The organism is Lyngbya sp. CCY1209 (assembly GCF_055795065.1).
The window spans coordinates 1-21,283 of the sequence record NZ_JAYFER010000661.1; the positions used below are offsets into that span (position 1 = coordinate 1).

Below are 21,283 nucleotides of genomic sequence, written 5' to 3' on the forward strand. Positions count from 1 at the left end.
TGCCCCTAAAATCAGAAGGCAGGCACAGAGGCCTGCCCCTACAATTGAAGAAGGCAGGCACAGAGGCCTGCCCCTACGGAAAACGTCCCTCCCACACCCCACACCCTAATCATGACTGACTGGCTAGAACACAGCGTACAAATCGAAGTAAGCGTCCCCATCGATGTGGCGTGGGATTTGTGGTCGGATTTGGAACAAATGCCGCGCTGGATGAAATGGATCGAATCGGTTCATGTTTTGGAAGAAAATCCCGAACTGTCTCGGTGGAAGTTGGCGAGTAGCAATTTCGAGTTCAGTTGGCTATCTCGAATTCTCAAGGAAATTCCCCACCAAATTATCCAGTGGGAATCGGTGGACGGACTGCCCAACCGGGGCGCGATCCGCTTCTACGATCGCCACGACAGCAGCATCGTCCGGCTGTCCGTCGCCTACGCCATCCCCGGCATTTTGGGTAAGATTATGGATGGTTTATTCCTGGGACGGGTGGTTGAATCTACCATTCAAAAAGACTTGGAACGGTTCCGGGATTACGCCTTGGAATATTACGGCCAATCGTAACTGTCATCATATCGCCGCATTTCTAGATTTTTCGTTGCCTCGCCCGAACTGCGATCGGGCGGGTATCAACTTGTGCAGAAATCTCAGTAATTCTACGGAGATCGAAGGAAATTTAACGAAGGGAAAGTTCAGTAATTTCACTGTTGATCCGCCGGGAAAGCCTTCATACACTAATTGTATAGAGTTATTGCTCTGGCAATCAATGTTAGCCATCACCACCCTTCTCAACCCGCTTTGCCCCGTCCGGTTCCTGCGACAGCGTTTGACGCTCTTTTCCAACCCCATCTCAGGAATTTCGGGAGGATATCGCCCCAATGTGAATATTGGGAAGCAGTAGCGATCGCCGTTGGGTGCGATCGCGCATCTGAACCATTAGAATTTTACCACAAATGTCAGAAGTTTTCGACCCGGCGATCGAACAGATCGTTGAGGAAATTTTCGCCATCAATCGCGCCTGGAAAGCTGCCCGAAAGCTATTTAATCCCAGTGCCAATCTTGCCCTTTCCTTCCGAGACATGAAAACCCAAATGCAGGTTCGTCTCCTCCGCAATTTTGCACCCGATCGCGTCTATTTGAAAATCGATGATTCGGCGGATGACGACGATCCCGAACTGCAAGAAGCAGCAGAAAATCAAGAACCGCTGTATGGGTTAATTCTGGAACCTTCCATTGGTAAATATTGGAATGCAGCCCACCTTCCGGTTCGGAGAGCACAAGCGTTTTTGACGGCTGAAGAATTGCAGAAATTTACACAAGTTTGAAAATCAGGAGTTCCATTTCATGTTTGACAGTTTTTACAGTTTGTCTGATTTCAACAGTTTGAGCGAAGATGTGATTGCCTTGTGTTCGGGATGGAGTGCAATTATATTAGTTGTTACATTCTGTCTTATTATTTGGGACTGGCGCGTATCTTTCTACAAATACAAGTCAAAATTTAAAGTTGTAGAACGTTCGATCAACCACCTTTCCAAAGTTTCGGGTCAACCACAAGCAATCTCCCCTCAATCAGGAGATATTCAATCTTGGTGTGGAAAACATTTAGATGGAAAATGGGACAACAACGTATTTTATCCCAAAATTGATAATGGAAAGTTAATTTTATTGTCTTACCCGAGTGTTCTGAACTCACCCGTTCCGCGATCGCCCGTTTCTTTTGCACCCACTCTTCTAACTGCATTGGGAATCTTAGGAACCTTTTGGGGGATTCAGTCTGGATTGCGAGATATTGGCTTAAATAGCATTGACAATCCGGAGATACTGATCGATAGCAGTACCCAATTGCTTGCGGGTATGAAACTCGCCTTCTCAACTTCTCTTGTCGGCTTGGGTTCTGCCGCTTTAATGATGCTAATTCTTGCTTTCAGGTCAGAAAAGGGACAGGCTTATCGAAATAAGCTGCGTAAAAAATTAGATGAAATTGCTGTTTTCCATACACCCAGTCATATTTTATCTCGAATGGACGTACAATCCAATCGAGGACAATCAAATCACTTGACTGCCGAGGCAATTGGAAAAGCAGTTGGCGATGCAATTTCCAAAACTTTAAATTCAGAAAATAGCCTGATTGTTCAAAAACTCACTACAATTCAGCAACGACAAGACGAACAGCTACAACAATTGAATGCTAATGCGATCGCCCACCGAAAGCAAGTACAAGACTTAGTGGCACCTTTAGCTGGTGCGATCGCTGTAGCGAACCGATCGCAATTACAAGACTTGGTGACACCTTTAGCTGGTGCGATCGCCGAAGCTAACCGAGAGCAATTTAAACCCTTGTTAACCCCCTTGGCGGATGAGGTGCGATCGCTGAAAGAATTACAGGAACAGCAAGGCAACACCGTTGAAAACTTAGTTAATCAGTTGCGAACAGAATTGATTGAACCCCTGGTTGAGCGATTGGATGAAAGTGCAAAATTGACGCAAGAGGTATCTAAAAACGTCCAAACACTCAGTCAGTCTCTAGATGGCATCACCGAAAGTTTGTCCGATTCCATCGGAACAATTCAAGATTTCCAAAAAACTACCATGTCGGAATTGCAGGAATTTGCCCAATCTATGAAAGCAACTCTGACTCAATTCCAAACCGATACCAGAGGCGTTTTGGAAACAGTAGCAGTTGAAATCAATAAAGTCGTCGATAAAAGTATTGAAGGCTTAGACAAACAGCGACAAGTGTTTAAAGATAATGCCGATGAAGTGGCTAATAAGTTTCAAAGTATTCATCGGATTATCGAAGACACGAAAGAATTGACTCAAGAGGAACTCAGGATTTTCCGCAATGAGTATCAAACCCAACTGGAAGATTTCTTGACGGCACAAAAAGGTGAACTGGAGGGAATCATCCAGAAAATGGGTGGAGTGTTAGTTGAAGCTGGCGAATCATGGAAAGAAATCTTTAATGAGATTACCAATAAAATTGGCTCTAGTATGAGTCAAATTAACGGGACTGTCAGTGCAACTAGCAATCTCGTCAGTGCCGTGGGAATAGGTGATACTGAGCGTATGGCTCAATATAAAGAACTGATGCGAGATATCGGGCAAAACGCCAGTCAGGTTTCTCGGAGTTACCAAACGGCTGCCAATCAGTTTGAACAGGCTTTAGGGCAGTTTGCAGGATATCTACAGCAGGCGAATGAATCCTACTGTAACAACATCACAAAATTTGATGAGTCATCTAACCGGATATTTAACGGAATAGATCAAACGTCCGTTGAATTATTGAATGTTGCCAATTATTTAGTCGCCGCCGCTAAAGATGTTAAAACGGGTAATGGGAGGAATGGATGATGAGCGAACTCGGTGAATTAGAACAAGACTTTGAACTGCAAGAGGAGCAAGATGCGGGAACTTGGCTTTCAATCAGTGACTTGATGTCCGGTTTGCTGATGTTTTTTGCCCTGCTGTTTATCGTCACTCAAGCTCAGTTTTATCTGGCGACTGAAAGAGCCAGAAAACTGGAAATCGAATTGCAAGCCTACAAAAAGGCGATCGATGAATTGCCGATCCGAATTTTGAATGCACTGGAAGACAAAATGGGTAGCGGTGCGGGTGTCGTGGAAGTTGTTCCCGAAACTGGGGACGTGAGAATTGGCGATCGCATTCTTTTTGATGAAGGAAGTGCCGAACTCAAACCCGCCGGAAAAAATTTTCTGAAGCAATTTATTCCCGCCTACAGCCAGGTGATTTTTTCCGATGCCTTGTTTGAACGAGAGGTGACGCGAATTATCATTGAAGGGCGAACCAGTTCCAAAGGGACTGACATCGAAAATATGGATCTAAGTTTGCAGCGTGCTCTATCGGTTGTCGATTATATCTTATCTGATGAGTTGCAATTTTCGGAAAAACAAAAGTTGATCGCCAAAATTTTGCCGGCTGGCAGGGGTGAAATTGACGCGAATCAAAACAGCGACGATCCCAAAGATAGAAAAGTTTTGTTCCGCTTCCAGTTCCGTCGCCAAGACTTCGATCAAGTTATGGAACAATTACCGAAGACTGAATTGATCGACTATGTTGAGTTGCCTAAATCCGACGGATGATCCCCCTAAATCCCCCTTAAAAAGGGGGACTTGGACTTCCCGATTTTGCTCCCCCTAAATCCCCCTTGAAAAGATGCTCCCCCTAAATCCGACGGATGATCCCCCTAAATCCCCCTTAAAAAGGGGGACTTTGAAAAATATCCCTCTTCCCCCCTTCTACTTGAATCTCCCTGGATCTCCCTCTGCCTGCCATTTTTCGGGGGAAAATGAAACAGCCCTGCCCCTTTCAAGGTTTGTCATCTTGTCCCCCCCTTTCAAGGTTTGTTATCTTGTCCCCCCCTTTTCAAGGGGGGCTAGGGGGGATCGAATCACGAACTCAATTGGTCATCTTGTCCCCCCCTTTTCAAGGGGGGCTAGGGGGGATCGAATACCGCCCCTACCACCGATAATCAATAACTAAGAACACACCCTACAAACTACAATTGACCGAACAACAATGATTAATATTCCCAAACTCCAACTTTCTCCAGTGCCGGAAGCTAATAAGTTAGAAAAACTTGCCAATTTGATTGGATCAAAACAACCCAGATCGTCATTGATTCCGGAAAACTTTAGATTGCCGAAAAATCGTCGCCTTCGCCCTGTCGATGAAATTTTTAACGATATTGAATCGGGCAAGTTTCAAAATATTATTGATATCGAATGGATTGTGTGTCTGCATGAAAAAGAAAAATGGGATCAAAACAATCCTCGTCGTGAGCGATTTACGGCTCGAAATATTTGGCGAGCATCTCAAAATCTGCCTTGGCTCAAATTGCGATTGTTCTGGGGGACTGCCCTTTATTGGAGCCATCAACAAAATGGAGTTTCTCGTTCAATTGCAGAAAATATTTCTGCATTCACCCCGCAAGACTATCAGGATGAATTAACTCGTGATATTTTGATTATATTGTGCAATCCTCAACCGGAAAAAGAAATTGCCAAGCTGAGTTATAAACGCAATCTTTCCCCACGACAGCTATTTCAAGCTGTCGATTTACCTCAAGAAATTGATGTGAGTAAAAATGCTCTCAATTTTATTGCAGACTTATTTTTAAATAATGATAATGACAATACAGATGTATTATTAGCCTGTCTACATGAAATGTCTCAACAACAGGAACTCGAAACGGTTGAAAAATTACTCTTGGGAATGCCATCATCACGGAGCAAAAATTTTTCTCAATTAGCGGATTGGATAAAAGGTCGCTATAGTCCCCGGATTCCCAAGAGTCGCTGGCACAAACTATCGGGTAAGGCAAAAGAAAATTTGCGAAAATGGATTGGGATGGCTAACTATGAAGATTTTTCCCAGTTAGTCGATCGCGTCCTAGAACAGATGGATTTACACCCCACAGAATCGAATCGGCTGCGATCGCGTTGCACTTTCTGGTCAAATTATAGCGATCGCTTTGAACGCATCCGAATTTTGCTCCCCCAATCTACAATTAATCGGCTCGGCAGTTATTTGAACGATCGCGATTATCTCAAGTTAGAAGATGATGGCAGTCAGGAGACAGAGGTTTGTATTTTTGATTTTGAAAAGTGGTTTGTGATTGAATTCTTTCGGGGGAAGGGAAGTGAAACAAGAATTGTAGCTAACAATCATAATCTTGATGATCAGCTATTTGAGTCAAAAACTTTATCAGTCAAACGACTCCGATACTGGGCAGACTGTGAACGTCACGATCATGTATACTGTTGGCAGAGCTCTTGTGAACCGTGGTTGCGTCATCGGGGGATTTTACCCAACGAAGGATTAACAAATTTTAAGATCAACGATAAAAGAATTGAACCTTATAACCCTAACATCGGTCTTCCTGCTCCCGAGGATGAACAACTCTACGATCGTGATCAACAACTTCAACAGTGGGAACAAACGATCGCCCAACTCGAACAGGAAGCCAAGGTATACTGTCTCAATAACCCTTAATACTAAAATAAAACAGAAGAGACAGGTCAAAGATAATGGTACAAACCCAAACGCGATCGCTCACCCTAGCCGAATTTCTGGAATTGCCTGAAACCAAACCCGCCAGCGAATATGTCAACGGAAAAATCATTCAGAAACCCATGCCCCAAGGAGAACACAGCACATTACAGGGAGATCTCGTCACCAGTTTGAATGGGACGTTGAAGCCTCCGAAAGTCGCCCGGGCTTATCCCGAGTTACGCTGCACGTTCGGGGGGCGATCGCTCGTTCCGGATGTCTCCGTTTTTCGATGGGAACGCATCCCCCGCAGGGCTGATGGCAGAGTCGAAAATTATTTTAACCTTTCGCCGGATTGGGCGATCGAAATTCTCTCGCCTAACCAACGTCAAACCAAAGTGATTCGCAATATTCTCCACTGTCTCGATAACGGGACTGAAATGGGTTGGCTTTTAGATGCGGAGGAATCCTGCATTTTTGTCTACGGTGCAGATCGTTCCGTGCGAGTCTTTGAAACCCCGGAGGAAACTTTACCCGTCCCGGAATTTGCCCAAGCCGTTCAACTCACCCTCGGAGAAATATTTGATTGGTTAAAAGGATAAACTTATTTCTAACTTCAACCTAACCCATTCCACGCCTGGGCGATCAGATCACTCAACCAAAGCCGCTGTTCCAAATTGAGTACGTGATCGTCCGCGAGGACTTCCGTCGTCAATTCCTCCAAAGATTGGTGTTGCGATCGCGCAATTTTGACCACACCCGCGATCGCCGCAGCGACGAGTTCTTCACTCACCGGCTGCTGGCGGAGTTCGATCATTTCCTGAAGTGTGGAGGGGATAGAATAATTCATGGATGTGAGGGTTAAAAAATACGACCGGGCGAATAGTTCAGCAGAGTTGGAGGGGATTGAGAAACGCATCTCCCCCGAGTCTGCCACCAGATTAACCAATTATTATAAAGCGATCGCCTCCCCTTTGAAAGCGATCGCAAAAACTTTATAACTCCGTCGTAGGACAGGCATCTTGCCTGTCAATACCAAAAAGGATTAGCCCCCAGCCACAGCCGGAACAATACTGACTTCATCCCCATCATTGAGTTCGGTATTGGTTCCGTCCAAAAAGCGGATATCTTCGCTGTTGACGTAGAAGTTCAAAAACCGGCGGGGTTGTCCCTGGTCGTCGCACAGACTCTTTTTAATCCCGGGACAGTTCGCTTCCAGGGAATCGATCAACTCCATGATGTTGCTTCCCTGACATTCCAGGGTCGCCTGGTTGTTGGTGAACTTCTGTAGCGGGGTGGGAATTAAAACGGTAACAGCCATTGTTCGTTGATTGCAATCGTGAAACGGGTTTTCGTTGAAATAGAGGAGGCCGGAACCTCCCCCAAGGAATTAGATTTTACCCCTTCAAGGAAAGGATGGGAATTAGACCAAAACTTGCTGCCACTCCAAACGATCCAGCGTCCGGGCCCGTTCGATCGCCACTTCAAAGCTGTCCAGTTTCGGATCGATGGTCAGGGGTTCGCCGATGTAGCCGTGAACCGCCTCTTGGGTTTTGAGGCCATTTCCGGTGATGTAAACCACAGTGGTTTCATCGGGGTCGATTTTACCCGCTTCCACCAGTTTTTTGAGGACGGCGATCGTCGTCCCGCCGGCGGTTTCGGTGAAGATACCCTCGGTTTCCGCCAGCAGCTTGATCCCTTCGATCACTTCCGCATCATTCACGGATTCCACATGGCCGCCGGTTTTCTTTGCCAATTCCACCGCGTAAACCCCATCCGCCGGGTTGCCGATCGCGATCGACTTGGCGATGGTGTTGGGTTTGACGGGGGTGATGAAATCCCGATCTTCCTTGAATGCGGTGGCGACGGGGGAACAGCCTTCCGCCTGGGCGCCGCTGAAGCGGACGGGTTTATCGTCCACCAAACCGACTTTCACGAATTCTTGGAAACCCTTGTGAATCTTCGTGTACAGGGAACCGGAGGCGATGGGGGCGACGACGTGATCGGGCAGTTGCCAACCCAACTGTTCGGCGACTTCAAATCCGAGGGTTTTCGACCCTTCCGAATAGTAGGGACGCAGGTTGATATTCACAAAACCCCAGCCGTGGGTGTTCGCCACTTCCGAACAGAGGCGGTTCACCTGGTCGTAATTGCCCCGGACGGCCATCAGGATGGGGTTGTAAATCAGGGTGCCCAATACCTTTCCGGCTTCGAGATCGGCGGGGATGAATACGCAGCAGTCGAGTCCGGCTTTAGCTGCGATCGCGGCGGTGGAGTTGGCCAAATTTCCGGTACTCGCACAGGAAACAGTCGAGAATCCCAATTCTCTAGCGCGACTGAGGGCGACCGATACCACTCTATCCTTGAAGCTGAGAGTGGGCATATTCACCGCGTCGTTTTTGATATAGAGGTTTTTCAGACCCAGGCGGCGGGCTAACCGTTCCGACTTCACCAGCGGTGTCATCCCCGTGCCCACGTCGATGACATCATCGGTGGCGACGGGGAGGAAGTTGCGGTAACGCCAGATGGATTTCGGGCCCGCGGCGATACTTTGGCGAGTCACCAGCTTGCGGAGGTTGTCGTAGTTGTACTGAACTTCCAGCGGACCGAAGCAGACTTCGCAGACGTGTTTGGCTTCGAGGGGGTATTCTTCGCCGCACTCCTTGCACTTGAGCTTGTCGAAGGTGGCTCCGGTGGCGGGGGTGACGGTGGGGTTGTGGATTGCCTGGGTCATGACACTTACCTCTGCTTGCTCGGGTTCTGGTTTCACTGTTTGCAAAAGCCTATCACGGCTGTCAAACCTTCGTCAACCATACCCGATTCTTTTGGTCGGGATTAATCTAAACGCCCACTATAAAAGGAGTCCGGCGATTTTTTGTCGTCCCGGACTCCCCCAATGGTCAGAAATTGCCGAAAATTTTTTCAACCGCAAATTCACTCAAAGACGTTGTGTTCGGCCAGCAGCTTTTCCAATTTCGCTTCATCCACCCGGGACAGTAGCTTCTGGCTTTCGTGGTTGTCTCGGATGGTTTTGGCGAGGGTAAAGGACGACCCGACTGAGAACGTCAGGCCCATGCCCATGAACCCTTTGACCCAGGGATCGACGGGCAGATAAAAAATGCCGATCGCCGTCGCGGACGTGGCCAGTATAAAAGAGGCCCAGACTTGGAAAATCCATGCCGCCGTGTCTTTTTGGGCGCCGAGTTTGCTGTTCATCAATTTTGCCCCCACAATTGTTCCTTCCGAAAACTGCTGCTTCTCATCCTAGGAAACGCAAACGATTTGACGGCAAAGGACGTGACAGTTGGCAAACCTGCATTGCGATCGCCCCCCGAACTCAAAATTCGGATAATTCCCCAAAATTGCCACAATTTGTGAATTTAAGCGATTACTCTTCTCCGTCGCCCCCGACCCAATCCCCGGCCCGACGGAAGAGAGTCGGCCAACTGACCCGAATACCGACTCCCTAATACTGACTCCCGCAACCCCACCCCTTCGGTATAGTTATTGATAATGTAGACGTTGAGAATAAGGCATGGAATTTAGAGCGACAGACACATCTCGCCTGGACTGGTCTGGAGATGTATTGGCGATCGGTCTGTTTGAGAACGAAGTCGATCTCGGCGGAGATCTGGGGCAACTCGACGAGAAATTGGGCGGAACCCTGAAGGAATTGATCGAGGAAAGTGATTTTCAGGGCAAAGTTGACAGCAGCGCCGCCACCCGCGTGGGCGGGAATAGCCCCATCCGCAAGGTGGTGTTGGTGGGGTTGGGTGCGCCGGACGCCCTGACGTTAGAGATCCTCCGCCGGGGGGCAGCCGCATCCGGACAGTCCGCGAAAACCTTGAAGGGAAAGGTTTTGGGCGTCAGCTTCCCGGTTTGTGAGAGTCCCGAAGCGACGGCCGGGGCGATCGCGGAGGGATTAGAATTGGCCCTGTACCAGGACAACCGCTTCAAGTCGGAAACCAACGATAAGGAAATTAAAGTGGAGACGGTGGAGTTGCTGGGGTTGCCCGGTACGGAAACTGCGATCGCCCAGGCCCAACAGATCTGTTCCGGCGTGTTCCTGGCCCGGGAATTGGTCGCCGCCCCCGCCAATGAAGTCACCCCCCTGACGATGGCGACGATGGCGGAAACCCTGGCCGGGGAATACGGGTTGGAGTTGGAGATTTTGGAACGGGAAGATTGCGAGAAATTGGGGATGGGGGCCTTTTTGGGCGTCGCCCAGGCCTCGGATTTGCCGCCCAAATTTATTCACCTGACCTACAAACCCCAGGGGACGCCCTCCCGGAAATTGGCGATCGTGGGCAAGGGTTTGACCTTCGATTCTGGGGGGTTGAACCTCAAACCCAGCGGCAGCGGCATCGAGATGATGAAGATGGACATGGGGGGCGCGGCGGCCACCTTCGGGGCGGCTAAGGCGATCGGGCAGTTAAAGCCGGACGCGGAGGTGCATTTTATCAGCGCCGTGACGGAGAATATGATCAGCGGTCGGGCGATGCACCCGGGGGATTTCCTGCGGGCCTCCAACGGCAAAACCATCGAAGTGAATAATACTGATGCTGAAGGCCGTTTGACCCTGGCGGACGCCCTGGTGTTTGCCGATCGCCTCGGGGTGGACGCGATCGTGGATTTGGCGACCCTGACGGGGGCCTGCGTCGTCGCCTTGGGAGATGATATCGCCGGGTTGTGGAGTCCCGACGACAACCTGGCGCAGCAGTTGGAGACGGCAGCTTTGGCCGCGGGCGAGAAGTTTTGGCGGATGCCCATCGAGGAGAAATATTTCGAGGGGCTCAAAGCCATCCACGCCGACATGAAGAATACCGGACCCCGGGCGGGCGGGTCGATCACGGCGACCTTATTTTTGAAGCAGTTCGTCAAGGATACCGCCTGGGCGCACATGGATATCGCCGGCCCGGTGTGGACGGATAAAGATAAGGGTTACAACACGGCCGGCGCCACGGGATTCGGGGTGAGAACCCTGGTGAACTGGGTGTTGGGCAATTCTTAACTTTCGCCCGCCGCAGCCTTTCTCCCGTCCGATTTTGAGGCGATCGGGCGGGGGAATGGCGATCGCCCCGGCCGCGGTTCGGGGCGCAGAAATCCGACTCGGGAAATATGGGGCGCTTATCAAAAAAATACAAATCTATAAAGTTTGAAACAAATTTACATAAATTGATAGAGCATAATAAACATCATATTCCCCATTCATGTTCCGATCAACGTTCGGGGACGAGACAGATTGACAATTCAGGGTGCGCTACAGATTCTTCGCGTCGGACACACCATTCTATTGAGACGAGTTCAAAATAGAATGAAAACAAAAACTTCATCACACCAATGTTACATTTTTTCAAATCTGTTTTGAAAACCCTGTCAATTTTAGAACCCCAGACGGCATTCTGCGAGAACGATGTGGGATCGAATGCGGCCGGATGTTGGCTGCACTGGGATTCGAGTGCGGTCGTCGCCCTGCTCTGTTATTCGGCCGCGATCGCCTGGATTTACTGGCTTGCCAGCCGCGACGACCGCGATCGGCGGCCGGTGCGGGCCGGTTTTCTCCCGCGTCGGTTTCCACTTCTGAAAAAATTGACCGCCAATCAAGAGATCGGCGGCACGACCATCGGCCCTCCCCTGCTTCTCAGCTTCGGTTTGCTGGCCGGCGCCACCCGGCATTTGACGCACCTCGGGCTCTCCTGGCATTCCCTCCCCGGGTTGACCGTCGCGGCCAGCCTCCTGCTGGGGTTGTGGCGCCGGTTCTTCGAGACCTCTCCAACGGCCCCGTCGTCTCCGGAATCGGGTTCCCAACCCGCGCCGCCCCGAACGACCGCCGCCCGGGACAATCGGTTATCCAACAAGGGCGAGGGCCACTTCAATTCCCCCGAACAAGGGCGATCGCTGACCCAATTTTGCATCGACAAAGCCGCCGACGCCATTTTTTGGATCGGCGATCGCGGACAAATTCTCTACGTCAACGACGCCGCCTGTCGGATGTTGGGCTACGCCCCCGCCGAATTGCTAACCCTGACCATCCACGACATCAACCCCGACTTTCCCCAATCCTCCTGGGACCTGCACTGGAAAATTCTGCGCCGCTGCGGTTCCCTCAAAATTGAAGCCCGCCACCGCACCAAACACAGCCGCCTCATCCCCGTGGAGATGACAGTCAACCACCTCAACTTCCGGGGCCAGGAATATCAGTGCGTATTCGTGCGCGACATCAGCGATCGCAAACAGGTGGAGCGGACCTTGCGGGAGCGGCAGGGGGAATTTCGCACCCTCGTCTCCAGTATCCCGGGGGCGGTGTACCGCTGCAACCCGGACGGCGATCGCACCATGACGTTTCTGAGTCCCGGCATCGAGTCCATCGCCGGCTACGGCCCCAACGATCTGATCCGGAACCGCGCCCGCACCTTTGCCAGCCTCATCCACCCCGACGACCGCCAAGCCGTCGGCCGGGCGATCGAAAAGGCCATCGAGACTCGGGAACCCTACATCTTGGAATATCGGTTGATCCGGGCCGACGGGGCCCTGCGGTGGGTCTACGAAAAGGGCCAGGGCATCTTCGACGACGACGGCCGGGTTCTGTGGCTGGCCGGGGCGATTTTCGACATCACCAACCGCAAAGAAGCCTCCGAAGCCCTGCGGTTGAGCGAGGAGCGGCTGCAACTGGCCCTGTCGGGAACCGGTCAGGGCCTCTGGGACTGGAATTTGGCCACCGACGAAGTGTATTTCAGCCCCCAGTGGGGGAAAATGCTCGGGTACGAAGCCGACGAGATCAAACCCCACGCCCGATCCTGGTTCAAACTCGTCCACCCCGACGACCGCCGCCAAGTGATGGGCGTCCTCAAACAACACTTCGCCACCCACCTGCCATTTTGCGAGGTCGAACATCGGATGCGGGCTAAAAATGGCGCCTGGAAGTGGATACTCAACCACGGCCGGATCGTGGCCCGCGCCCCCGACGGCACGCCGCTGCGGATGACCGGAACCGTCAAGGATATCAGCGATCGCAAGCGGGCTGAAGAGGCCCTGCGGGCGTCTTCAGCCCGGGAGCGGGCTCGGGCACGACAACTCGAACAAACCCTCAAACAACTCCGGCAGGCCCAGGCCCAACTCATCCAAACCGAAAAACTCTCCAGCCTCGGCCAGATGGTGGCGGGGATCGCCCACGAAATCAATAATCCCGTTACCTTTATCTACGGCAATATCAGCTACGCCGGACAATATATCCAAGACTTATTGAAGCTGATCGAATTGTATCAAGAATATTACCCCGATCCGGCACCGCCGATCAACAGCCACATCGAGGAAATTGAACTGGATTTTATCGTGGACGACCTGCCCAAAATTTTATCCTCGATGGAGGTGGGGGCGAATCGGATTCGGCAAATTGTCGTCTCCCTGCGGAACTTTGCCCGACTCGACGAAGCCGAGATGAAACCCGTTGACATTCACGAGGGCATCGAAAGTGCGCTGTTGATCCTGCAACATCGCCTCAAAGGGCGGGTCGCCACCACCGAACAGCCGGAATTTCCAGAAATTCAGGTGATCCGAGAATATGCCGACCTGCCGAAAATTGAGTGTTACGCCGGCCAACTTAATCAGGTGTTTATGAGTATTTTGAATAATGCGATCGACGCTATCTTAGAAATTGAAAATCTCCGGGGTTTGGAGGGATTGAATCCCGCCATCCGAATTCACACGGAATTGCTCAATTCGGACTGGGTGTCGATCCGCATTTCCGACAACGGTCTGGGCATGAGCGAAGAGGTGAGACGGCGGCTATTCGAGCCCTTTTTTACCACCAAACCGGTGGGGAAAGGGACGGGCTTGGGACTGGCGATCAGTTACCAAATTGTCGCCAAGCACGGCGGCCGGTTGACCTGCCATTCCACGCCGGAAATCGGGTCGGAATTCGCGATCGAAATTCCCCGCAAAGCTACCCGCTTGGAGGTGGTTTCCCAGTCGCCTTCTATCCCCCACGGGGAAGTGAGTTGATGGGTAACGCCAACAGGTATAGCAACGAGCCCTGGCGTGGTAACACGCCGGGAATGATCAATCTCCCGACTCCCGACGACCGACTCCCTTTTATAGGTTTTGTAACTATACGAGCGCGCACTGCTATATAGCGCTTCGCGCAGGTAATAGGGAATAGGGTAATATAGCGCGATCGCTATTCGCCGTCGAGTTCGACCAGACGCCGGCCGAGGTCGCCCATCAAGTTCTGGGCCGCCTGTTTCGGTGAGCCTTGGGCGTACTGGCTCACTTCCAGGGGGACACCGATTTTGACTTCGACTTTCGTCCGCCACCGGGGCACGATCGGATCGTAGTGTAGAGACATCGGCACGACTTTCACGCCCAAATTCCGATCGTGGGATTCGGCTTGCAGCGCCAAACGGGCCAGCCCGGGTTTGAGCTCGTGGACTTGGCGATCGCGGAAAATGTTCCCCTCCGGAAAAATCACCAACATTTCCCCCCGGCGGAGCAGATCGACACCGTGGCGGACCGTGGCGATCGCCGGATGTTTCTGATTGACGGCAAATCCGCCCATTTTGCGGATCAACCACCCCTGCGGCCCCCGCATCTCGTCCGCCGTCACCATGAATCGCGAATGCCGTCCGGTGACGTAGGGCCCGGCCGCATAAGGGACGATAAACGCATCCCACCGCGATCGGTGGGTGGGCGCCAAAATCACCGGCCCGCTTCTGGGAAGGTTTTCCCTACCTTTCACTTCGATTTTTCTGAAATAGAACGGCAGCAAACCCCAGCGACTCAGGGGATAAACGATCGCACTCAGCCAAGGAGAAACGCCGGAGTCGGCGGGGGTTTGTCGGACACAAGCGGATGCGGCGGGCAACGGTTTGATCGACTCGAGCGTCATCATCACAATCAGGGGGTGTTTCATAGATTTCCTGAGTCTAAGGTAAATTTTGTCACCTCTCCTGTCCCCCCACCCCGGGACACTTCTCGGATTGTCTTGGCGATCGCATCATCGGCGGTGTCGGGAAAACCAAGCCTGCAACTGCCGGCGGCACTCCCCCTCCAGAATGCCACCCAACACCTGCGGGCGGTGAAAGGAAACCGCGCTCTCGGGAAGGTTCAAAACCGTGCGGACTGTACCGGTCTTGGGATCGTCCGCGCCGTACACCAACAAACCGATCCGCCCTTGGACGATCGCCCCGGCGCACATCGGACACGGTTCCAGGGTGACGTACAACGTGCAGGCCTCGAGGTGCCAATCCCCCAACTTCCGGCCCGCGAACCGCAGCGCCAGGATTTCCGCGTGGGCCGTCGGGTCGCGATCGCGCTCCCGCCGATTTTCCGCCTCGGCAATTAACTCTCCCTCCCCCCCGACGATCACCGCACCCACCGGGACTTCCCCCGCCTCCCCCGCCACCCGCGCCAGTTCCAGCGCCCGACGCATCCACTGCCGATGGGTTGTATAATTTCTTTTCATTAAAAAAAATTATCGCGATCGAAAAAATTTTTTTGATTTTCGGGTCGGGCTGGACTTTTGGGAAGTTTTGGGCTATACTATGAGACAATGGGAGTGGTGACAAAAATTTTATTTTCGCAACCACTCCCATTATGAAAATTGATTTCTTCAATTTTAACCCGAGTTGCCCGCCCCCGTCAACCCCCGATCGCGGCAAAATTTCGCCAAAAAAAAGCAAAAATTGGCCCAATTCGGACGAAAAGAAGGGGCGGGCGACCCCGCAGGAGTCGCCCGGGGCGGGGAAACCGACTAGGCGCCGCCGCGCAGTTTATCCAGGACGCTGCGATCTTGGAGGGTGGAGGTATCGCCCGAAATCTCCTGTCCGGAGGCGAGCGATCGCAGCAGGCGGCGCATGATCTTGCCGGAGCGAGTTTTCGGCAGATCGTCCGTAAACCGGATCTCTCCCGGGCGGGCCAGGGCGCCGATTTCGTTGACGACGTGCTGCTTCAACTCCTTCTCCAGAGCTTCATCCGGTTCGCGATCGCCCTCCAGACTCACGAAGGCCACGATTTCCTCGCCCTTCACCTCATCGGGGCGGCCCACCACCGCCGCCTCAGCCACCGCCTCATGGGACACCAGAGCCGACTCCACCTCCATCGTCCCCAGCCGGTGGCCGGAGACATTGATCACGTCATCGACCCGGCCCATCACCCAGAAATAGCCGTCCTCGTCCTTGTGGGCGCCGTCTCCGGCGAAATAGACGTGACCGCCATCCTTGGGTCGCAGGTACTCCCAATAAGTCCGCCGGAAGCGATCGGGGTCGCCGTACACCGTCCGCATCATCCCCGGCCAGGGGTGGCGCACCACCAGATATCCCCCCGCATTATTCGTGACGGGTTCCCCCTCCGTATCCACCACATCCGCCAGGATGCCAGGGAAGGGCAGCGTCGCCGAACCGGGCTTCGTCGGCGTGGCGCCGGGAAGGGGCGTGACCATGAAACCGCCAGTTTCCGTCTGCCACCAGGTATCGACGATCGGGCATTTTTCGCCCCCGATGACGCGGTGATACCAGATCCACGCCTCCGGGTTGATCGGTTCGCCCACCGTCCCCAAAATCCGCAGCGAGGACAAATTCCGGGCTTTGGGGTGGCGTTCGCCCATCTTCATCAGGGCGCGGATGGCGGTGGGGGCGGTGTAGAAAATCGTCACCCCGTACTTTTCCACCACGTCCCACAGACAGCCCGGGTTGGACGCCCGGGGCGCGCCCTCGTACATCAGCGTCGTGGCGCCATTCGACAGCGGGCCGTAGACGATGTAGCTGTGGCCGGTGATCCAACCCACGTCCGCCGTGCACCAGTAAACGTCCGTATCCTGGAGGTCGAAGGCCCACTGGTTGGTGACGTGGGTGTAGAGGTTGTAGCCGCCGGTGGTGTGGACGACCCCCTTGGGCTTGCCGGTGGTGCCACTGGTGTAGAGGATGAACAGCATATCCTCACTGTCCATTTCCTCAGCCGGACAGTGTCCGGAAGCGTTCTGCTGCAGGTCGTGCCACCAGTGGTCCCGGCCCGGTTCCATGTTGATTTTTTGTTCGGTGCGCTGTACGACCAACACGTTATCGACGCTCGGGGCACCAGCTTGCAGGGCCCGGTCCACCTGATCTTTGAGGGGGACGATCGCTTCTTTGCGCCAGCCGCCGTCAGCGGTGATCACCAGTTTCGCCTCGGCATCTTCCAGGCGATCTTTGAGGGCTTCGGCGCTAAATCCGCCAAAAATAACGGTATGGGGCGCACCGATGCGGGCGCAGGCCAACATCGCGATCGCCGCCTCCGGGATCATGGGCATATAAATCCCGACCCGATCGCCTTTTTTCACCCCCAACTGCTTGATCACGTTCGCCATCTGGCACACTTCCCGGTGCAGTTGGGCGTAAGTCAACGTCCGAGAATCCCCCGGTTCCCCCTCCCAAATCAGGGCGGCTTTATTTTTGCGCCAGGTGGTCAGGTGGCGGTCGAGGCAGTTATAGGAAATGTTGATTTTGCCGCCGACGAACCACTGGGCGAAGGGCGGTTGCCAGTCGAGCACCCGGTCCCATTTCTTGAACCAGTGCAGTTCTTTTTCCGCCAGTTCCGCCCAAAATCCTTCCGGATCGGCTTTGGCTTTTTCGTAGAGTTCCCGGTACTCGTCCATGCTCTTGATGCGAGCCTGTTTGGAAAAGTCTTCGGGGGGATGGAATAAACGTTTTTCGTGGAGAATGGATTCAATCGTGGGTTGTGACATCGTAAATAATCGAAACTGCGCTCAAGGTGTAAAAACCATTATGGCGACCGATCGCCCCCCAAAATCTTTACATTATTTGAAGCTGGCGATCGGGGTTGAAAATCGGGGGTTCTTCCCCGTCGATGCCGGCGTCAAATGAAGCTTCCCGCCAGATCGGCGGGAGTGGAGTTGGCGACAAATGCCAGGACTTCCCCGGTGGCCTCCACGACGACCGAGGTGCCGGTGACGATATTATCCCCGTCGGGATCGACATCGACCCCCGCAAACGCCTGAATCGCCGGACGGATAATTTCGGGCGTGAGGGGAATCCCTTGCAATTCCGGGGGCAGGTTGATGTCGAGTTCCTGTGCGAGCGCCCCGAGTTGGGCGAGTAGAGCCTCGTCCACGGGAACCGCAAAGGGGGTCGGCGACAGGTCGGCCTCCGTCAGTCCGTCGGGCAGTTCGATGCGATCGCCCTGAGTCGCGGGTCGATAGTCCACCAGCACGTCCCCGACGGCGGGATCGTCGGGATTGACTTGCAAGACAAAAATATCCGCACCGTCTCCCCCCAGCAGGATGTCGGCTCCCAGACCCCCCGCCAACAGGTCGTCGCCGCCGTCGCCGCTGAGGAAATCGATCCCCGCTTCTCCCGCCAGGGTATCGTTGCCCTGACCCCCATAAACCCGGTCGTTCCCGCCCCCGGCGATCAAATTGTCGTCGTCGGCGTTGCCGTTGATTCGTTCGTTATCGTCGCTGCCGATAACGTTATCATCTCCTTCTAAAGCCAGCAAAAAATCCGACGGCCCGAGCAGACCCGGCGTCATGACGAAATTATCCGGATCGGCGGTGAGCAAGAAATCAGCCATTTTTGTCTCCTCGTCGTTTCGCTAATACTTCCGATGGAATTGAATTGTCAAAATCTGCGACTGTTGGCAGTTTGGCGATCGCGCCCAAACCTTGAGAAATACGATGGGAGCGATCGTCCCCCCTTGAATTTGGCAAAATATCTGGCGCTTGTCAATTGTTTGACGAGGATTCGGGTTGATTTCAAAAGATTTTTAATCTTAGCGTTTTCTTAACCAAAATGATGCCGGGATCGGTGCGATTCGCAAGCCATTCTCCCCACCTCCGACTGGGGAAGCCGCGACGATGCCGCCCCCCCATTTGAGATTGACGTACAATTTAGAGGACGTTCCAAATCACCTCGCAAATGTTTCAAAAGATTTGGCAATGGCTGAAAAATTTCTTCGCCGGACTGTTCGGACGTCCCTCGGAAGGCGAACCGAGTCCCGAGGAGCCGAACGCGGAATCTCGTCGCGCACCCGCCCCCCTCAGCGATGCCGGATACGAAACCTTCCTGATGCAGTTGCTCGACGGGGTAGCCGGCGGATGGGGGCGATCGCAACTATTGGAAGCCCTGGGAAATCGCGATCGCGACCGGTATTTTACCAGTTGGCTACAGCGGTTCGGGCGCAAATCCATCGAGTCCCCCCTCCCTCAACAGGAGTTGGCGCGACGCATGGCGAAACTCGGGGAAATAGAAAGCGGTGAAATCGGCGCGATCGCCCGCGAGATCGGCCAAAACCTGCAACAAAAAGAATCGCGATCGCTCACGGAAGCCCAGCGGGAAGAATTGTTTCAATACCTGCTCAATCAAGTCAATTTGGGGTGGGATTCCCGGCGAATTCGACAATTTTTTGACGAACTCGGAGAACAGGGAAATCCCCAACTGTGGGTGGGATGGCTGCAGGGGTACGGCGAACAACTCCGAAGCGCCCCAAACCCGAACTACCAATTGGCGCCGGCTTTAGAAATGTTTGCAAAACAGACCAATTCTTTGGATGCGCTGCGGGAATTGGGGGCGATCGCCGCCACCCTGGCCACCGATCTCTCGGCTCGGGAAGAGCGGCAGGCGATTTGGGAATACGACGGGCCCGACATTCCGCCCCCGATGCCCGAAACCCCCGGCGGTGAAAAGGTCGTGACCGTTTCCCTGGAAGAATTGCTGCGCCAGTTGCGACAAAACCCCGCCCTCGTCCGCCAACTCGCCGAGCAGTTGGGGTTAGAGGCCACCGACGACCCGGAGGCGATCGTCCGGGCCCTGGAAAAACAGTTTTCTCAACCGTCCTGATTCAACGTCGATTATCGATAGTTGGTGAATTGCAGCGCCACGGGAAAATCTTCCTGCTTCAGGCGCCCGATCACCTCCTGCAAATCGTCTTTGGATTTGCTCGAAACCCGCACCGCGTCCCCTTGGATGGAAGCCTGCACTTTTTTGAAGTCATCTTTGATCAGCTTGGTAATTTGTTTGGCAATTTCTTTGCTGATCCCTTTTTGTAGGGTGATTTCCTGGCGCACCCGGTTGCCACTGGCGGATTCCACCTTTCCATAGTCAAATATTTTCAGGGAAAGATTCCGTTTCGCCGCCTTCGTTTGCAGGATGGTCTGGACGGCATCCAAAGTAAACTCGCTATCGGTATTGACGACGATCGCATCATCTCCGAGGTCGAGACTGGTGTTGGTATCTTTCAAATCGTAGCGACCGCTGATTTCCCGCTTCGCCTGGTCGATCGCGTTGACCAATTCTTGGCGATCGAAATCGCTGACAATATCGAAAGAAGATGTTGAAGCCATAAATCTTCGTTACTGTGATGACGTCTATTTCAATTCAGTGTTCGGAGTTCGGTCTTAAATATGATAGCGGAATTCCGGAGCGCCACTGCCAAGGGGTGCGTCCTCGGAACTCTCGCCCACGGGTCGGGGAGAAAGCGATCGCCTCAATCCAAATAGAACAGCGTGACCACCTTCCGCTGGTTCTCCGCTTCCTCGCAGGTTTTCAGCAAGGTGTCGCTGTCGTGAAATGCAAAACAGATCAACTGCTGACACCGGGAAATGATCTCCTGGTTGCACAGCGAACTGGCTTCGGCCAAAGAAAGGATATCTCCTTTGGGATTTTCCACCAGATGGATCACTTGTTCGAGTTGAAGCTTGGACTCCCGTGGCTGGCGATCCAGGCTTTGGGGCAGGATCACCGTCAGCAGGTTCGGGTCGGCCCGCATCGCACCCCGGATTGCCGCCGAGTTCGTCCCCGTCGCCCCGGAGGTGATCATGTGATTGCCCCCCAATACCAGGGCGTAACTCATCATTTCGATCAAGTTCTGGTGCGTGAGGGGGATGTGACGGGAACCGAGCAGGGCGATCCGCTTGGAGCCAGTTTGTTGGATGGCCGCAAGTTCTTCTAAAAATTCATCTACTCTGGGCAGATCGATAGATTGACTCAAGGATACTCTATTAATTTACCGAAACAACCCTGAAGATTGTAGCAAATCCGGGAACAATTTTTGATGGCAATTTTTGTGGGAGGGCGCATCCGTGGGACTTCCCGAGTCGATTCCAAGCCAAGCCTCTTCCCCGGACTCACCGACTTCCGATCCCCCCAAATCCCCCTTCAAAAGGACTTTGAGTTCGATCCCCCCAAATCCCCCTTCAAAAGGGGGACTTTGAATTCGATCCCCCTAAATCCCCCTTCAAAAGGGGGACTTTGAGTGAGATCCCCCTAAATCCCCCTTCAAAAGGGGGACTTTG

General features: G+C 53.1%; 20 protein-coding genes. 10 read left to right on the plus strand and 10 right to left on the minus strand.

Going from position 1 to position 21,283, the window contains the following annotated elements:
* The first annotated feature begins 111 nt into the window (after positions 1 to 111).
* From AC0QHF_RS27290 to AC0QHF_RS27315, 6 genes are all read left to right on the plus strand, one after another.
* Positions 112 to 558 (plus strand): SRPBCC family protein, encoded by a 447-nt coding sequence (locus tag AC0QHF_RS27290; RefSeq protein ID WP_324707434.1) that lies wholly within the window; start codon positions 112 to 114, stop codon positions 556 to 558.
* A gap of 389 nt (positions 559 to 947) precedes the next feature.
* Entirely contained in the window at positions 948 to 1,319 is a 372-nt protein-coding gene (locus tag AC0QHF_RS27295; RefSeq protein ID WP_324707435.1) for a hypothetical protein, read from the plus strand.
* Positions 1,320 to 1,338: 19 nt separating this feature from the next.
* Positions 1,339 to 3,345: a hypothetical protein gene (locus AC0QHF_RS27300; protein WP_324707436.1), complete on the plus strand. Its 2,007-nt coding sequence runs from the start codon at positions 1,339 to 1,341 to the stop codon at positions 3,343 to 3,345.
* Positions 3,345 to 4,094, plus strand: a complete 750-nt coding sequence (locus AC0QHF_RS27305; RefSeq protein WP_324707437.1) for an OmpA/MotB family protein — start codon at positions 3,345 to 3,347, stop codon at positions 4,092 to 4,094. The genes AC0QHF_RS27300 and AC0QHF_RS27305 overlap by 1 nt, the downstream gene beginning before the upstream one ends.
* 436 nt (positions 4,095 to 4,530) lie before the next feature.
* Positions 4,531 to 6,006 (plus strand): EH signature domain-containing protein, encoded by a 1,476-nt coding sequence (locus AC0QHF_RS27310; RefSeq protein WP_324707438.1) that lies wholly within the window; start codon positions 4,531 to 4,533, stop codon positions 6,004 to 6,006.
* Positions 6,007 to 6,041: 35 nt separating this feature from the next.
* Complete coding sequence (locus AC0QHF_RS27315; protein ID WP_324707439.1) at positions 6,042 to 6,605, plus strand: Uma2 family endonuclease; 564 nt, start codon at positions 6,042 to 6,044, stop codon at positions 6,603 to 6,605.
* A 14-nt stretch (positions 6,606 to 6,619) separates the two neighbouring features.
* On the opposite strand, the gene AC0QHF_RS27320 is transcribed toward AC0QHF_RS27315, so the two are convergent.
* Complete coding sequence (locus AC0QHF_RS27320; RefSeq protein WP_324707440.1) at positions 6,620 to 6,853, minus strand: hypothetical protein; 234 nt, start codon at positions 6,851 to 6,853, stop codon at positions 6,620 to 6,622.
* On the opposite strand from AC0QHF_RS27320, the gene AC0QHF_RS27325 reads away from it, so the two are divergent.
* Positions 6,852 to 7,004, plus strand: coding sequence for a hypothetical protein (locus AC0QHF_RS27325; protein ID WP_324707441.1), 153 nt, complete (start codon positions 6,852 to 6,854; stop codon positions 7,002 to 7,004). The genes AC0QHF_RS27320 and AC0QHF_RS27325 overlap by 2 nt on opposite strands.
* 44 nt (positions 7,005 to 7,048) lie before the next feature.
* On the opposite strand, the gene AC0QHF_RS27330 is transcribed toward AC0QHF_RS27325, so the two are convergent.
* The 3 genes from AC0QHF_RS27330 to AC0QHF_RS27340 all read right to left on the minus strand — a co-directional run bounded on the left by AC0QHF_RS27330 (position 7,049) and on the right by AC0QHF_RS27340 (position 9,219).
* Entirely contained in the window at positions 7,049 to 7,324 is a 276-nt protein-coding gene (locus tag AC0QHF_RS27330; RefSeq protein ID WP_324707442.1) for a MoaD/ThiS family protein, read from the minus strand.
* Between the two features lie 102 nt (positions 7,325 to 7,426).
* Positions 7,427 to 8,737 (minus strand): threonine synthase, encoded by a 1,311-nt coding sequence (gene thrC / locus AC0QHF_RS27335; RefSeq protein WP_324707443.1) that lies wholly within the window; start codon positions 8,735 to 8,737, stop codon positions 7,427 to 7,429.
* Between the two features lie 200 nt (positions 8,738 to 8,937).
* Complete coding sequence (locus tag AC0QHF_RS27340) at positions 8,938 to 9,219, minus strand: YiaA/YiaB family inner membrane protein (protein WP_324707444.1); 282 nt, start codon at positions 9,217 to 9,219, stop codon at positions 8,938 to 8,940.
* A 319-nt stretch (positions 9,220 to 9,538) separates the two neighbouring features.
* Here AC0QHF_RS27340 and AC0QHF_RS27345 point away from each other — a divergent pair, with 319 nt between their 5' ends.
* Both AC0QHF_RS27345 and AC0QHF_RS27350 read left to right on the plus strand, forming a co-directional pair.
* Positions 9,539 to 11,014, plus strand: coding sequence for a leucyl aminopeptidase (locus AC0QHF_RS27345; RefSeq protein WP_324707445.1), 1,476 nt, complete (start codon positions 9,539 to 9,541; stop codon positions 11,012 to 11,014).
* Between the two features lie 329 nt (positions 11,015 to 11,343).
* Entirely contained in the window at positions 11,344 to 14,004 is a 2,661-nt protein-coding gene (locus AC0QHF_RS27350; RefSeq protein ID WP_324707446.1) for a PAS domain-containing protein, read from the plus strand.
* 175 nt (positions 14,005 to 14,179) lie between these two features.
* On the opposite strand, the gene AC0QHF_RS27355 is transcribed toward AC0QHF_RS27350, so the two are convergent.
* The 4 genes from AC0QHF_RS27355 to AC0QHF_RS27370 all read right to left on the minus strand — a co-directional run bounded on the left by AC0QHF_RS27355 (position 14,180) and on the right by AC0QHF_RS27370 (position 18,564).
* The gene (locus AC0QHF_RS27355) at positions 14,180 to 14,890 is read right to left on the minus strand and encodes a lysophospholipid acyltransferase family protein (RefSeq protein WP_375341471.1); all 711 of its coding nucleotides are present in this window, start codon (positions 14,888 to 14,890) and stop codon (positions 14,180 to 14,182) included.
* A 105-nt stretch (positions 14,891 to 14,995) separates the two neighbouring features.
* Positions 14,996 to 15,463 (minus strand): tRNA adenosine(34) deaminase TadA, encoded by a 468-nt coding sequence (gene tadA, locus AC0QHF_RS27360; RefSeq protein ID WP_324707448.1) that lies wholly within the window; start codon positions 15,461 to 15,463, stop codon positions 14,996 to 14,998.
* Positions 15,464 to 15,751: 288 nt separating this feature from the next.
* Positions 15,752 to 17,719 carry an acetate--CoA ligase gene (gene acs / locus AC0QHF_RS27365; RefSeq protein WP_324707449.1) on the minus strand — a complete coding sequence of 656 codons (1,968 nt, stop codon included), beginning with the start codon at positions 17,717 to 17,719 and terminating at the stop codon, positions 15,752 to 15,754.
* A 131-nt stretch (positions 17,720 to 17,850) separates the two neighbouring features.
* Positions 17,851 to 18,564, minus strand: a complete 714-nt coding sequence (locus tag AC0QHF_RS27370) for a calcium-binding protein (RefSeq protein ID WP_324707450.1) — start codon at positions 18,562 to 18,564, stop codon at positions 17,851 to 17,853.
* 344 nt (positions 18,565 to 18,908) lie between these two features.
* Here AC0QHF_RS27370 and AC0QHF_RS27375 point away from each other — a divergent pair, with 344 nt between their 5' ends.
* Positions 18,909 to 19,829, plus strand: coding sequence for a hypothetical protein (locus AC0QHF_RS27375; RefSeq protein WP_324707451.1), 921 nt, complete (start codon positions 18,909 to 18,911; stop codon positions 19,827 to 19,829).
* An 11-nt stretch (positions 19,830 to 19,840) separates the two neighbouring features.
* On the opposite strand, the gene AC0QHF_RS27380 is transcribed toward AC0QHF_RS27375, so the two are convergent.
* Both AC0QHF_RS27380 and AC0QHF_RS27385 read right to left on the minus strand, forming a co-directional pair.
* Positions 19,841 to 20,332 (minus strand): YajQ family cyclic di-GMP-binding protein, encoded by a 492-nt coding sequence (locus AC0QHF_RS27380; RefSeq protein ID WP_324707452.1) that lies wholly within the window; start codon positions 20,330 to 20,332, stop codon positions 19,841 to 19,843.
* A gap of 143 nt (positions 20,333 to 20,475) precedes the next feature.
* Positions 20,476 to 20,979 (minus strand): DNA recombination-mediator protein A, encoded by a 504-nt coding sequence (locus tag AC0QHF_RS27385; protein ID WP_324707453.1) that lies wholly within the window; start codon positions 20,977 to 20,979, stop codon positions 20,476 to 20,478.
* Positions 20,980 to 21,283: the final 304 nt, after the last annotated feature.